Annotated in this window: 8 protein-coding genes and 1 other RNA gene; 5 read left to right on the top strand and 4 right to left on the bottom strand. The window is 37.9% G+C overall.

The genetic code is table 11. The features are described 5' to 3' along the window. Positions 1-2,018: 2,018 nt before the first annotated feature. Together dnaK and QNJ50_RS00855 are read right to left on the bottom strand one after the other, a co-directional pair. Positions 2,019-3,965: a molecular chaperone DnaK gene (gene dnaK, locus QNJ50_RS00860; RefSeq protein ID WP_300631055.1), complete on the bottom strand. Its 1,947-nt coding sequence runs from the start codon at positions 3,963-3,965 to the stop codon at positions 2,019-2,021. A 235-nt stretch (positions 3,966-4,200) separates the two neighbouring features. Next, the gene (locus QNJ50_RS00855) at positions 4,201-4,419 is read right to left on the bottom strand and encodes a hypothetical protein (protein WP_300631053.1); all 219 of its coding nucleotides are present in this window, start codon (positions 4,417-4,419) and stop codon (positions 4,201-4,203) included. A 102-nt stretch (positions 4,420-4,521) separates the two neighbouring features. Here QNJ50_RS00855 and QNJ50_RS00850 point away from each other — a divergent pair, with 102 nt between their 5' ends. Beyond that, positions 4,522-5,718, top strand: coding sequence for an FAD-binding oxidoreductase (locus tag QNJ50_RS00850; RefSeq protein ID WP_300631051.1), 1,197 nt, complete (start codon positions 4,522-4,524; stop codon positions 5,716-5,718). Positions 5,719-5,990: 272 nt separating this feature from the next. Here the strand turns inward: QNJ50_RS00850 and QNJ50_RS00845 are convergent, their stop codons facing one another. Both QNJ50_RS00845 and QNJ50_RS00840 read right to left on the bottom strand, forming a co-directional pair. Further along, positions 5,991-6,866, bottom strand: a complete 876-nt coding sequence (locus QNJ50_RS00845) for a fructosamine kinase family protein (protein ID WP_300631049.1) — start codon at positions 6,864-6,866, stop codon at positions 5,991-5,993. 582 nt (positions 6,867-7,448) lie between these two features. Then, the gene (locus tag QNJ50_RS00840; protein ID WP_300631047.1) at positions 7,449-8,765 is read right to left on the bottom strand and encodes a pitrilysin family protein; all 1,317 of its coding nucleotides are present in this window, start codon (positions 8,763-8,765) and stop codon (positions 7,449-7,451) included. A gap of 1,001 nt (positions 8,766-9,766) precedes the next feature. On the opposite strand from QNJ50_RS00840, the gene QNJ50_RS00835 reads away from it, so the two are divergent. The 4 genes from QNJ50_RS00835 (at position 9,767) to QNJ50_RS00820 (ending at position 14,661) form a co-directional block, all read left to right on the top strand. Next, complete coding sequence (locus QNJ50_RS00835) at positions 9,767-10,918, top strand: 5-(carboxyamino)imidazole ribonucleotide synthase (protein WP_300631153.1); 1,152 nt, start codon at positions 9,767-9,769, stop codon at positions 10,916-10,918. A 359-nt stretch (positions 10,919-11,277) separates the two neighbouring features. After that, positions 11,278-11,462: non-coding RNA, 6S RNA (gene ssrS / locus QNJ50_RS00830), on the top strand. A gap of 583 nt (positions 11,463-12,045) precedes the next feature. Then, positions 12,046-13,284 carry a pitrilysin family protein gene (locus QNJ50_RS00825; RefSeq protein ID WP_300631045.1) on the top strand — a complete coding sequence of 413 codons (1,239 nt, stop codon included), beginning with the start codon at positions 12,046-12,048 and terminating at the stop codon, positions 13,282-13,284. A gap of 96 nt (positions 13,285-13,380) precedes the next feature. Then, positions 13,381-14,661 carry a pitrilysin family protein gene (locus tag QNJ50_RS00820; RefSeq protein WP_300631043.1) on the top strand — a complete coding sequence of 427 codons (1,281 nt, stop codon included), beginning with the start codon at positions 13,381-13,383 and terminating at the stop codon, positions 14,659-14,661. The last annotated feature ends 170 nt before the right edge of the window (positions 14,662-14,831 follow it).

The following is a 14,831-nucleotide window of genomic DNA, read 5'->3' as shown; positions in this document are numbered from 1 at the left end:
AGTCAGATTACAAATTTTTAGAATTAAAACTTCTGATAAATTGAGATAAGGTGTAAAATGGATTGGTTTAAACTTAGAAGATAAGTGTCAAGAACTTTGCAAGTTTTGTAAATATTTTTACTGTTAGTAAAATTTCATCTAAGGTTGATTTATGTAGTGATTACATATCCAATCCTACAAAAATCCTAAATAAAAATTCCAAATATTAATTAACTAAACTCTAAGCGATAGAACCACATAAATTATTTTATTATAAAAAATTATTAGAGTACAAAATAAATATTATTTTTATGAATAATCAAATATCATCTAATATTTTTAGTTGAAATTTTAATCTAATTTAATTTACACTGAACTATTTATTATTTTTGTGGGAATTTCTTTTTGTGGGAATTTCTTTATATTTTTATTAAATATATATTTTTATTAAATAATAGCCGACATAAATTGCTGACATATTTTTATAGACATACATTAAGCTTCTCTTATCACTATCACATAAGAGCTTTATTGTAGAAATACTAAACAAAAATAAATTTAAAATTTAGTGATTTAGACAGATAATATAATAGTAAATGCATTTTTACTGCTTAATACAAGATTATATTCAAACGCAGAACTAAATGATTCTAAAAGGTCTTTTTGTTGAAGTAAACATTTGTGATTGTTTGTTATAAATTATGTGTTTATTATTTTTATAGATCATTATTTTTATACAATCTAAATTAAGTTTTAAATTATGTATTTGAATGATTGACTTTACCTCATCATCAAGAAAAGAGTTGATTAATAAGCTGATAATTTGTCATTACAATTAATACTTATGCTAAACAAACTATAACTGGCAATAAATTATATTTCTATCTTTTTGTACGAGCAAATATATTTAACTTTTTCTTTTTGCTTATTTTTTTAAGTAGAAAATGTCTTATAAGTTATATTTTTGCTGATATAAAAATAAGAAATAAAACTCTTTTAAGATATTTGCTTAAAGTGCTTGATAATAATTGTCGAGCAAAAATTTTGCTTAAATTCGCATCTCATAGTCAAGGGATAATTTATTTATGAAAAGTAAATTAGCTGTAGTTTTTGCTGGTGCTATGCTAGCTTTCACGACTGGTATCTCACCGACCTTAGCCTTGAGAAATTCAGAAGAACCTTTTTATGATACAGCCATACAAGAGATTGAAATCAATGACACTATTTCTTTAGAAGAACACTCCCCAACCATACCAAAAAAACAAACTTTAGTTGCTCGGAGTAGACGAAGAGTATCGTTCAGAACCAGATGCGGGAGTTGGCGAAGAGGAAGAAGATATTGGTGGAGAAGATGCACGAGGTATCGCTGTATAAGTTATAGAACTCGTAGAAGGGTTTGGTCCCGCAGACTAGGGAGATACAGATGGATATGGATATCATCAAGACCTTCTTGTAGGTTCTACCGTCGCTTCACTCAAAGAGCGTAAACTTTCCAGATATCTTTGCAAACAATGCTCGTCCGAAAAAATATGGGAAAAATTTCAGTAGCTATTTTTATAAATTTCTTATGAAATGACTGTTAAATAAAGGCTTGTTAGATGTAGATGCCCCTGAAATTTGTCATCAGCCAAAGCTTGAGGAATTGTAACACGGAATACAGCTAATTTAAAACCTTTTTTCAAGAATATTTTCGAAATAGAAAATTAATATTAGGTATCAATTTCACTGATATCTAAGCAAAGACATTTTTTTGAGATTCAGAATAAGTAGGTGAGTAAGAAAAATCATAACTTGTTTGTAGTAGCGCTAAAGCGCTACTACAAGCCAAATACGAGTATTTTATATTTCTTTACATAGTTTACTTTTTTCTTGCCTACTTACTTAAACCAAAAGCTACCCTGCTTTTTACTTATGGGTAGCTTTTTTACGAATATTTTTGTCTGTTCCCAATGATTGTAAAGAATGAAGTACGGCAAAATTGCCGCACCCTAAGATGATTACGAGATTAATGTTTCCTATCTGGGAAAATTACTGAAAAATTACTTACTCTCAGTAAAATCCGCATCAATTACATCATCACCACCTGTTCCCGAAGCAGAACCACTATCGGATGAAGAACTAGCACCAGCAGAGGGACCTCCTGCTGCACCTGCACCTGCACCTGCACCTGCAGCATCGCCACCAGCTTGTTGATAGATGTTACTGCTAACGGAGAACAGCGCTTGTTGCAGTTCTGGCATACATTTTTGGATTTGATCGTCGTCTTCTTTAGTAACTGCTTCGCGCAGATCCTTGATCAAACCTTCAATCTTAGTTTTGTCATCTGCAGGTACTTTATCACCCAGCTCTTCAATTTGCTTTTCGGCTTGATAGGCTAAGGAGTCAGCTTGGTTTTTGCGATCTATTTTCTCGCGACGTTCTTTATCTTCTGAGGAGAATTTCTCAGCTTCGTCCACCATCCGTTCAACTTCAGACTTATCAAGAGTGGAAGCACCGGTAATACTGATGGACTGTTCCTTACCTGTACCCTTATCTTTTGCCGTAACGTTTAAAATACCGTTAGCATCGATATCAAAAGTTACTTCAATTTGAGGTACACCACGGGGTGCGGGAGGAATACCGTCAAGACGGAAGGTTCCCAAACTCTTATTGTTGCTGGACATTTCCCGTTCTCCTTGGAGAACGTGGATTTCTACATTGGTTTGACCATCAACTGCGGTAGAGAAGACCTCAGATTTCTTAGTAGGAATTGTGGTGTTACGAGGAATAATTTTTGTCATTACTCCACCCAATGTTTCCACACCCAAGGATAGAGGTGATACGTCTAGTAGTAAGATCCCGGTAACATCACCACCAAGTACGCCCGCTTGAATCGCCGCACCAACTGCAACTACTTCATCGGGGTTAACGCTTTGGTTTGGTTCTTTACCAAGTACTTTCTTTACAACTTCTTTTACAGCGGGGATACGTGTAGAACCACCAACTAAAACTACTTCATCAATGCTGCTTTTACTTAACTTCGCATCACGCATTGCGTTCTCAACGGGAATGCGACAACGGTCGATCAAGTCAGCGCAGAGTCCTTCAAATTGAGCGCGGGTTAATGTGGTATCTAAATGCTTGGGACCATCTTGAGTAGCGGTAATGAAGGGAAGGTTAATTTCCGCTTGGGTGACACTAGAAAGTTCAATTTTTGCTTTTTCTGCGGCTTCAGTTAAACGTTGCAGAGCTTGCTTATCTTTGCGCAGGTCAATACCTTCTCGTTTTTGAAAATCTTGTGCTAGATAATCAACAATTTTCTTATCGAAGTCATCACCACCAAGGTGAGTATCACCAGAAGTTGCTAAAACTTCAAATACACCGTCACCAACTTCGAGAATAGAAACGTCGAATGTACCACCACCAAGGTCAAATACCAAGATGGTTTCATTGCTCTTCTTATCCAAGCCATATGACAAAGAAGCAGCAGTAGGCTCGTTAATAATTCTTAAAACTTCAACGCCGGCTATTTTACCAGCATCTTTAGTTGCTTGACGCTGGGAGTCATTAAAATATGCAGGAACTGTAATAACAGCTTGAGTTACTGTTTCACCAATATATTTGCTAGCGTCATCAACGAGTTTGCGTAAAACCTGTGCAGAAATTTCTTCTGGTGCAAACTGTTTTTTCGCTTGAGGACAATCTAATTTAACGTTAGCGTTACCGTCACGCACTACTTTATAGGAAACTTCTGTAGCTTCATTGGTAACTTCATCATATTTCCGCCCGAGAAAGCGTTTGACGGAATAAAAAGTATTTTCGGGGTTCATTACCGCTTGGCGCTTAGCGATTTGCCCTACCAAGCGATCGCCATTCTTGGCGAAAGCTACCACACTAGGTGTTGTCCGAAAACCTTCTGCATTGGCAATAACCGTGGGTTTACCACCTTCCATAACTGCCACGCAGGAATTAGTTGTACCTAAGTCAATTCCAACTACTTTTGCCATGTTATGTGTGGGCTCCGTATAACTACATAAAGAATGAATCAGATTATAAAGGGCTAAATTTTCATATAACTGGGTCTAATAAAATTTCCAGTTTAATAATTTATGAAAATTTTGCTGGGGTTACCTGGGACTTTGAGCCACTGGCTATCCACCACTTATGCTGATATATATACTGAGCCTGTGTAGCCAGTCGATGAAGGGTGGTTTCCCGAACCTTCATGAGGACGGTTATGCTTCATAAGCTGTTTGCGGGCTCAAAATACTTTGCATTTACTCTGTCTAATGTATGAGAATTAATACCGGCAGCCATTGGGGTGAACCGTAACTCATAAGTCGTATTTGCCGTCTTTGGGGGATTGGTGACTGGGGTGAGCCCGCGCCTAACGGCGTTAGCATAGCGTGGCGTTAGCCATATGGCGACTGGGCATTGGGGATTGGCGACTGGGGTAGCCATATGGTAACTATTGGGAATAGCACTGCGTGCCGCCTTGGGGCATATCACGTGGCGATTAGGGATTAGTAACTTTTTATTTCTTCTTTTTTAGTAATTACAAATATGAAAATTTACGACTGGATTATTATTGGTGGGGGAATTGCTGGTGCTGCGATCGCATATGAATTGCAACAAAAAAACTTTACGGTACTGCTAATAGAACAAGATGTTCGATCCAATAATGCTACTCGCTACAGTTACGGTGGTCTAGCCTTTTGGTCTGGTACTACGACTATCAATCATCAGCTGTGTGAAGAAGGAAAAATTCGCCATCAGGTACTGTCAGAAGAATTGTCAGGAAATACTGAATTTCGCGAATTGGATTTATTATTGACGATCCCCGTTGATATGGATCCCCAAAAAGTTAAGGAAGATTACACTCGTTTTGCAACTCCTCCAAAATTATTGACAACCCAAGGAGCTACTGAGTTGGAACCTTTATTAAATCCAGAGGCAATATCGGGGGCTTTAACTGTTAAACACGGTCATATTCATCCAGGAAAAACTACCCAAGCTTATCTTCAAGCCTTTTTGCGATCGGGAGGAGAAATCGAGATTGACAAAGTTGTCACATTCCAAAATTTGGAGAAAGTACAAAGTATAGGGGGAAATTCTGCAACTATCAAAACCCTTAAAAACACTTATTATGCTGCCAATATTGCTGTTTGCGCTGGTGGTTTTAGCCGCAATTTACTAAAAGCCTCGGGTATAAATGTACCGATATACTTCACCCATGCCGAAATCATTGAAACTCAACCTGTAGACCTGCATTTGAGTACTTTGGTAATGCCGGCAAATTTACAACGGTTTCAATTAGAATCAGAATCGACAAAAAATGATGAATTATGGGATGAACCAGGTAATAAACTGGGTAATATTTTAGATCCTGGAGCCGTGCAATTTTTAGATCAAAGTTTGCGGTTGGGTCAAATTAGTTATGTATTGACTGACCCCCAGAGCAATATGGATGCTACAAACGGTGAAGCCTTGCTACGCGATCGCATAAAAAATATCTTACCCGTAATCGGTAAATTACCTGGATCCTTTCATCATTGTTTAGTAGCCTTTAGTAAAGATAGTTTGCCTCTAATTGGTTCCCTTCCCGAACAAGATAATATCTACATTTTTTCAGGTTTTAGTAACCCTCTAGTAATTATTCCACCCTTAGCAAAGCGTTTCGCTAATTGGGTGGTGAGCAGCTTTGAAGATGATATTATTCCTCAATTATCTCCTGAGCGCTTTGGAAGAGGTAATTGGTAATTGGTAATTGGTAATTGGTAATTGGTAATAGTTAATGGGTAATGTGTGACTAAATATTCAGTCCCAAAAATTAAAATCAAAAAAAATTAACTTAAATAGTGATGAGTCATTTCAAGTCTTGTTACTCATTACTGTGCGCGATACCTAGAGGCTTCGCCGACGCCGCAGGCTCTAGCTATAGCTGCGCTACCTACGGAACTGCTACCTGCGGATCCGGTACGCTTCCGCTAGGCGCTAACATTACTCATTACTTGTTACTTATTACTCATTTTTTATCCTAAAATCCTGGAAATCATACTGTTTGCTTGTCCCACATAACCACTACCAAATAAGTTGAAATGATTGATAATATGATACAAGTTATATAAAATTTTCCGCTTTTCATAACCTTTATTCAAAGGGAAAACTTTGTTGTAACCGCGATAAAATGCTGCAGGGAAACCGCCGAAAAGCTCTGTCATGGCAATATCAACTTCTCTATCGGCGTAATAGGTCGCTGGATCAAAAATTACTGGTTCCCCATCTTCTGTAAATCCAGCATTACCTCCCCATAAATCTCCATGCACCAATGATGGTTGAACTTGATGACCTGATAATAGTTTGGGGATAGCATTTAGTAACTGTTGTGCTTGGGGAAAATGACTACCGCGCCGCTTTGCAAGCTCAAATTGATAAGCTAATCGATTTTTGATATAAAATTCTACCCAGTTTTGCGTCCAAGTATTGATTTGGGGGGTAGCACCGATTGTATTATTGATATTCCAACCAAACTTTTTCTCGCGACCAGTATTTAAATGATACTTATGCATTGCAGCTAATCTTTGTCCCATTTCTTCCCAGGACTTAGGATTACCCTTACCCATGCTTAACCACTCCATTACAAAGTAACAAGAGTTACCGGCGACCCCAGAACAAATTGGTTTAGGAACGCGGATAGTACCGACATCATAAATTTCTTTTAAGCCCAACGCCTCTGCTTCAAACATCGCGAGTTTGGCTGCTCGGTTCATTTTGACAAAGTAGCTGTGCTGTCCATCAGAGATAAAGTAACCTTGGTTGATGCACCCACCACCAACCGAACGCCATTTCTGGGTTTGGAATTTATTACCAGTAACTTGGCTTATATGGGTGTCAATTTCAGTCCACATAATTAAGATTAAATTTTGGGGTCGGGGAATTTTAAGTTTGGAATTCTGAAGTTTGGAATTCTGAATTTTAGCTTTTGCCAGGGAAACAACCCACCACCATACTATAAATGTGTGAGTGAAATGCGCCCCACCGCCCTAACATAAACAACTCATAATTCATGACTTTGGGCTAGCGCCGTTAAGCCTTACGGGGTGGCTGGGCTAATATCTGTTAGAATGCGTTATGCCGCTAACATAATTTATAACTCATCATTTATAACTCATATGAAAACACAATATACCTCGCGCTAGCGCTACACACCACAAAATAAAAACAGATTTACTATAACTGAAATTATACAAACACATACTGGCATTATTTTGTAGAACTAATGCAGAAGGAATCGTCCAAGAAATAATCTGGGAAGAAAAAGTCAGATAATCTGTTTTTTATACTATGGCGATCGCCAAAACAAAAATTGTTAGTATTGCAAAATTTGGCTCTTTAAGAGTTACTCTTCAAGAGTCATTCTTGGGGGTCGTAATTTATCATTTTTATAATTAATTTTTCCATTTGTACCCCGTAGATATTGCATATATCATTTATACTGCTGGCTTGAGTGAGATTACGCCATAAGCCTCTGGTGAAAGATATTTCTGTGCTGCTTGCATCAAGTCACTAGTTTCTTGAGCTTGAATGTAGTTTGGATAATCAAAAGCTACTTCTAGATTGTCAAGTAGAGTCTGATAATAACCATATAAACCAGCGCGATCGCTGGGTTTTTCATTAGCAAAAATAAATCTATTTGCAACTCGCTTGCGCACCCGAGCAATTTCTGATTCTTGAATTGTCTCCTGACTGAGTCTAGCAATATGTTTGACAATCGCTGCTTCTACTAAGGGCAAATTTTCTACCGAACAATGGGCGGAAATATAAAATGTTCCTTGCCACTTATTAGTCATGTTACTTGCAGAGATATAGGAAACTAATCCTTGCTCTTCCCGTAAATCCCTAACTAGTCTGGATGTAAGTCCTTGACCCAAAATCCCAGCTAATACATCTAACGCAAAAGTTAATTCCAGTTGATTTAACCCCGGAACTCGCCACAGCATCATTAAACGCGCTTGCTGTAGATTTTCATCAATGAACTCTTGGCGAACAATTTCTGTAAATGGTTTTTCACTATCAGGCTTGCTACTACCAATTATCCCATCGGAATAATCGTTAGAACTTTGGGGTAAGTGAATTCCCTTACGACTAAAGACATCCTCAAATCCCTGTTTGAGAATATCAATCAATTCTTCTTCTGGTAAATTACCCACCGCTACCGCCGTAATTGCATCGGGTTGATACCAATGACTGTGGAAATCACGCATTTGCTGCGGCTTGAGTTGACTAATTATCGACTCTGGACCTAGTACCGGACGCCGATAAGGTAAGTTCTCATATGCTAATTCCATTGCTCGACGAAAACTGCGGCGACGGGGATTATCTTCCGAACGTCTAATTTCTTCGAGCACTACCAATCGTTCTCGTTCGAAAGCATCATCTACAATTGTCGGATTAATTACAACATCAACTTGTAGGGGAGCTAAATCGGCAAAATCCTTTGGAGCTGTAGTGATGTAGTAGTAAGTATAGTCCTGACTTGTTGCAGCATTAGTAACTCCACCCCTTTCTTCTACTCGACGCTCAAATTCACCTGCGGCTAATCTTTGGGTACCTTTAAAAACCATGTGCTCGAGGAAATGAGCCATGCCATTAATCGTATCAGTTTCTACTGCTGACCCGACTTTACTCCACAAACTAAGGTTTACTGCTGCTACCGGAATTTGCTCCGCAAGTATTGTCAAACCATTGGACAACCTGTGAATTTTTGGAGCATTTAGACGAGGAAATTTTAATAGGGTTGAGGTCATTGGTCGCGCTCAGTGAAGCTTTTATTTCTTATATTACATATTGACTTTAATAAACACCGAATCCTTACTTTCAGTATAGAGTTTTCACTTAGTTACTAATAAGACAATTGCATCTGTTTATAAAATCACAACACTAGAAAATATGCAAGCAAAACCAGAATAAAATCTACCCAAATTTCAAAGAGACATACTATAACTATAGCAATCTATATTTTACAAAACAAAAATATTCTTTAAGAAAATTAAAATCCTTAACTAAATTAAATTAAAAACGTAACTAATGCAAACAGAGTAAATAATAATAATCGGCTATTTTTTGGGAGCCCCTCTATTGTTAATTTGATAAGAAATCTCAATATTAAGGGAGTATATACAAAGCAGTTACATTTAAGTTTATTGTCAAATTTTATATGTTTATTGATGGGATGATCTTCAATGTTTGTAATCTAAAAAGAAAATATTGCTTTACAATAACAATTTAAATCAATTGAGTAATGTATATTTTTATTGCATTCGCATCAACTACACTGATTGTAGTTAATGTTACAGTATTTTTCTAGAATTGGTAATAAAAATTTTTCCATCGTAATCTTCCGGTAAATATCAAAACTAAACCATCAGATATTCATAGTTAATTAAACGTAATTAAAAAAAATATGATACATGATGGTAAGTTATTAACAGTAGATAAATAGTAAGTAATAATTATTTCATGTTGGAGTCTACAGATGAATACTTCAGGATATATTTACTTATAATTAAATTAGATTTTTTGTTACTCAGTGCCCTCTTTAGTTTGTAGCGACTACCCTTACTAATTGACTGTTCAAAATTTCACAATCATCTAAGATTATTGGTATGCTGTAATGCATCAAGGTAACATTCAATTAGCTTCCAAATATGTTATTGCGACAGTGGGAAGAGAGAGTAGGATGAAACTTTATTTATTTGGGGACATGGAATTGTGAAGTATAGCAAATAGTGATTCTTTAAGGATGTCGATAAAGCGTGTTGGTGTAATTGGTGGCGGTCAACTAGCGTGGATGCTCGGTAAGGCGGCAAAGAAATTAGCGATAGAAATAATCGTACAAACGCCCAATGCTCGAGACCCAGCCGTTAGCGTCGCTAGTGATACAGTGTTTGCTTCAGTTGCTGATGCCGACGCAACGGCTAATTTAGCAAAAATATGTGATTTAATTACTTTTGAAAATGAATTTGTTAATTTAGAACAATTATCAAAATTATCACAACAAGGAGTTTCTTTCCGTCCGAAATTAGATTCATTGAAGCCTTTATTAGACAAGTATAATCAACGACGTTTTTTGTGCGATTTAGGATTACCCGTACCCAAGTTTGTAGCATTCGACGTAAATATGGATGCTGGCGAAGATTTAATTTGCCGACATTTGGGTTTGCCACTAGTAATAAAAGCTCGCCGTCATGGTTATGATGGTCAGGGTACTCATATTGTTGAAAATTTAAAAGACTTAAAAGCAAAATTATTGTTTTATAAACAAAATTCAACCACCACAAGTTTGTTACTGGAGCAGTTTATCCCTTTTGAAACAGAGTTGGGAGTAATAGCTACCCGTTCTGCTATTGGAGAGATTGCGATCCATCCGGTTGTGGAAACTCAGCAGGAAGAACAAGTTTGTCGTCGGGTGATCGCTCCTGCTGATATTTCATCTCAAACGGTGGAGGAAATAAAAAATATTGCTTCGACTATCCTAAATAAATTGGAAGTAGTTGGAACTTTCGGAATTGAGTTTTTCTTGAGTGCTGAATCTGGATTATTAGTAAACGAGATTGCACCTCGCACTCATAATTGCGGACATTTTTCTATTGATGCTTGTGAAACTTCTCAGTTCGAGCAACATTTGCGAGCGATATGCGATTTTCCCTTGGGTAATACAAAAATGACTTCTCCAGGGGCTGTCATGGTAAATCTTTTGGGAACAGAAAATTCCGAAAGTGACTGGGTAGAAAAATGTCAACAAATAGAGCAAATTCCTCAGGCAAACCTACACTGGTATGGTAAAGCTGAATCGCGTCCCGGACGTAAATTGGGACATGTCACTGTTTTACTGAATGCTCAGAGCCGCAATGATGCTCTTAATGTAGCTCATCAAGTCGAATCTATTTGGTACTCTTGAATCTTTTTTCAATGAAATAATTGGTTTAAATTGCCAATTACCGTTAGCGGCTAGCAATAGCGTACCGGCTTGGACGCGTCTAGCGACAAATGCACGCGGCTTGCGTCGTTAGCGCAGCTATAGCTAGAGGCTATAACTACGTTACCTATAGCTGCGCTACGTTCCGAACGGATCTGCCATCCCCGCAGGCTCTAGGTAATAACCTTACGAGTTGCGCGCCCCTTTGGGACGTTCGCCGTTAGCAAAGCGTGTCGTAGACATAGGCGCGGGCTAACACGCTACGCTAATGCGTGGCGTTAGCCATATACCGGTTTCCAATAACCACTAGACAATTTCGGATTAAAGGCTATAATAATGACGGTTGGCTGAGACGTTGGTGACTGCCATTAAAGTTTTGTGATCTATGACTTTAATAAGTAAGGGAACCAAAGTCGTCTTGTAGCGGTAAACCGGACCAGTATCCGGAAACTTCAAACGAGATGCAAGGTGCCCACCTGGTTTTACCAGGTCATAAACTTAGGTAAAACGGCGTTGCGGCTAACCCAAATAATTTAGCTCCTGGAGCCAGTAAGTAGGCTTGGGAGCTTTAATTTTAATTTGGGTGTTTATTTTAATTTGGGTGTTTATTTTAATTTGGGTGTTTAATTTAGTCTTGGAATTAAGTTTTTAGATTTAAATTTCTAGTTTTAAATTTCTAGTTTTAGGGTTTTAAATTTAAATTTCTAATTTCAGGGTTTTAGCTTTAGGGTTAAATGCTGGTTCTTAATCATTGCTTACACCACTAATTTTAATGTCAAGCTAATATCAACACAATTAAAGATGGGACTTGAAATTATATGAAGTTGTACATAATGTGTAACATATGTGAATAATAAGAAATTATTTATGTAACTCAATACGAAGGTGTTGATAAAAGACGTTAACACTAGATGGGTATAATTATATTTTATACAAGGTATTTAATAATATATTAAGATTGAATCAGAAGAACCTGTTACCATAACAAGCACAGATTAATCGTATAAGTAGACTCTAACTAATGAGTTTACAAAAGCTAAAATCGCAGAGAAATTGGATAAAAATGTCCTTTAAAGCAGCAAAACTTATTAAGGCACTGAAATAAAGACGTGTTTCCTGCTTCGGTTTTCAAATTAGATAATGGTCTAACATTCGTACATCAAGAGGTTTCTACCACTCCTGTAGTTGTGGCAGATGTTTGGGTACGTGCTGGTACAACCTTGGAACCTAAACCTTGGTTTGGGATTGCTCATTTTTTGGAACATATGATTTTTAAAGGAACTCCAACATTACCTGCAGGAGTCTTCGACCGAAAAATTGAGAACCAAGGTGGGGTCACGAATGCTGCAACAAGTTATGACTACGTTCATTATTCTCTAACGACAGCGGCAAATCATCTCCAAGAAACCTTGCCAGATTTGGGAGAATTAGTTTTGAATGCGGCAATACCCGAAGACGAATTTCTCCGGGAGCGAGATGTGGTGTTGGAAGAAATTCGTCAAGCACAAGATAATCCCGATTGGATGGTCTTTCGGTCTTTGGCTGCTGATATTTACCAAAATCATCCTTACGGACGCCCAATATTAGGAGCTGAAAGCGAAGTACGTCAGCATTCTCCGGAAGCGATGCGATGTTTTCATCACACTCACTACCAACCGGAAAATACTACGGTAGTTGTAGTCGGGGGAATAGAATCTACTTCTGCATTGGAATTAGTCGATCGCGCATTCGAATATTTTCCCAAACGTGCTGATTATGAATTACCACAGCAAATAACAAAACCAGTATTGTCGGGTATTACTCGTCAAGAAATGAGTTTGCCCAACTTAGGACAAGCTAGATTAATTATGGCCTGGATCACACCAGGTGTTGAAAATTTAGATGTAGCTTATGGCTTAGATCTACTTTCAGCAATATTGGCACAGGGACGAACATCTCGACTGATTAGAGATTTGCGGGAAAACCAACAGTTAGTGCAGTCAATTTATAGTAACTTCGCCTTACAGAGAGAATCGAGTTTATTTACCATTACAGCTTGGTTAGATTCAAAAAATCTGGAACGGGTGGAGTTACTAATTCGCAATCATTTGGAAGATTTAATTTCTTTTGGATTGAGCGAAGAAGAAATTACTCGTTCTCAACGACTACTATGTAACGATTATGCCTTTTCTACTGAAACCCCCAATCAACTGGCGGGTCTTTATGGTTATTACAACACAATAGCTGAGGTTGAGCTTGCAGTTGCATATCCCGAAAAAATTCAGTCCTTTGACAGCCAAAAATTGCAAAAAATCGCCCAAGAATACCTCTCACCGAGTAATTATGCGGTGGGTATATTGAAACCCTAATAAACGTTATCAGTCATTAAATGTAGATTGTTCGCTAGTTTTTATTTTTGACTAGTGTTTAATGGCTTGTGACGAAGGACAAAGGACAAAACACAAATGACAACAATCTCGCTGCTCAGATCTACCATCAATCGCACTGTTCTTCCGAATGGAATTGTAGTGCTATCCTCAGAAAATTCAACTTGTGATATTATCGCAGCGCGGATTTTTTTCCGGGCGGGGAGTTGCAACGAACAGCCCCAGCAATCAGGTTTAGCCCATTTACTTTCAGCCGTTTTAACCAAAGGATGTTCCGGACTCTCTAGTCTGGAAATTGCCGAGAAAGTGGAGTCAGTAGGAGCAAGTTTAGGTGCAGATACCACTCCTGACTACTTTTTATTGTCCTTGAAAACCGTCACCACTGACTTTACAGAAATTTTAAAGTTGGCTGCCAAAATTTTACGAACGCCAACATTTCCCCAAGCAGAAGTAGAACTCGAACAACGTATCGCCCTACAAGATATTCGTTCTCAAAAAGAACAGCCATTTTCGGTGGCGTTCGAGAAACTGCGGCAGGTAATGTATCAAAATCATCCCTACTCCATGTCAGTACTGGGAAATGAGACGACCATGGCGAGTATTTCTCGGGATGACATAGAACAATATCACAAAACCTATTTCCGTCCGGATAATATGGTAATTAGTATTGCCGGAAAAATTACCTCTGATGAAGCTGTCGCTTTAGTTGAAGATGTTTTTGGTGATTGGGAATCTACAACAGAGTCAAAGCCACCAGAACTCGAGCTACCAGATATAAGTGCTGCACCACAACATCAAATCACTCCTCAAGCAACTCAACAATCTATTATTATGTTGGGTTATTTGGGTACTTCGGTGCTTTCTCCCGATTATGCTTCCCTAAAGTTAATCTCAACGTATTTAGGAAATGGACTTTCTAGCCGTTTGTTTGTAGAGTTACGGGAAAAAAGAGGTTTGGCTTACGATGTTTCGGCTTTTTACCCCACTAGACTATTCCCCGCTTCATTTATAGTTTATATGGGTACAGCTCCTAACAACACCAGTACAGCCCTTGCAGGATTACGTAAAGAAGTTGATTTACTTTCAAGCAAAGAAATTTCTGAATCAGCTTTAATTGCAGCAAAGAATAAAATTCTGGGACAATACGCCCTCGGGAAGCAAACAAACGCCCAAATTGCTCAAATCTATGGTTGGTATGAGATTTTAGGTTTGGGGATAGACTTTGATCGCAGGTTTCAAGAACAAATTACCGCTGTGACCCAAGAAAATGCACTTGCTTGTGCTCGTAAATACTTATGGGAACCTTATGTGTCCTTAGTGGGTCAAAAAGAAGCGGTTAATACTGTGTCATTAGTATAGTGGTTTGATTGAAAAATGCAGGATTCATGAGCCAAGACAGATTGCTCTTTTTGAAGCTATGCAGAGCGATAAAAGGAACTGTGTATACCCCAAAAGTGTGAATATGTTTGTGAATGTGTTTTTTGTTTTTATAAACAGTTTTAAGATGAAACGTTTTTAACATTTGGCAT

This window comes from Mastigocoleus sp. MO_188.B34, assembly GCF_030065675.1.
Lineage (GTDB): Bacteria > Cyanobacteriota > Cyanobacteriia > Cyanobacteriales > Nostocaceae > Mastigocoleus.
This window is presented reverse-complemented; position numbering and strand designations above follow the sequence as displayed.

What these genes read in the sequence shown, in the direction of transcription:
- dnaK (WP_300631055.1), bottom strand. Translation starts at nt 3,965, where the DNA reads ATGGCAAAAGTAGTTGGAATTGACTTAGGTACAACTAATTCCTGCGTG.
- QNJ50_RS00855 (WP_300631053.1), bottom strand. Translation starts at nt 4,419, where the DNA reads ATGGCTACCCCAGTCGCCAATCCCCAATGCCCAGTCGCCATATGGCTA.
- QNJ50_RS00850 (WP_300631051.1), top strand. Translation starts at nt 4,522, where the DNA reads ATGAAAATTTACGACTGGATTATTATTGGTGGGGGAATTGCTGGTGCT.
- QNJ50_RS00845 (WP_300631049.1), bottom strand. Translation starts at nt 6,866, where the DNA reads ATGTGGACTGAAATTGACACCCATATAAGCCAAGTTACTGGTAATAAA.
- QNJ50_RS00840 (WP_300631047.1), bottom strand. Translation starts at nt 8,765, where the DNA reads ATGACCTCAACCCTATTAAAATTTCCTCGTCTAAATGCTCCAAAAATT.
- QNJ50_RS00820 (WP_300631043.1), top strand. Translation starts at nt 13,381, where the DNA reads ATGACAACAATCTCGCTGCTCAGATCTACCATCAATCGCACTGTTCTT.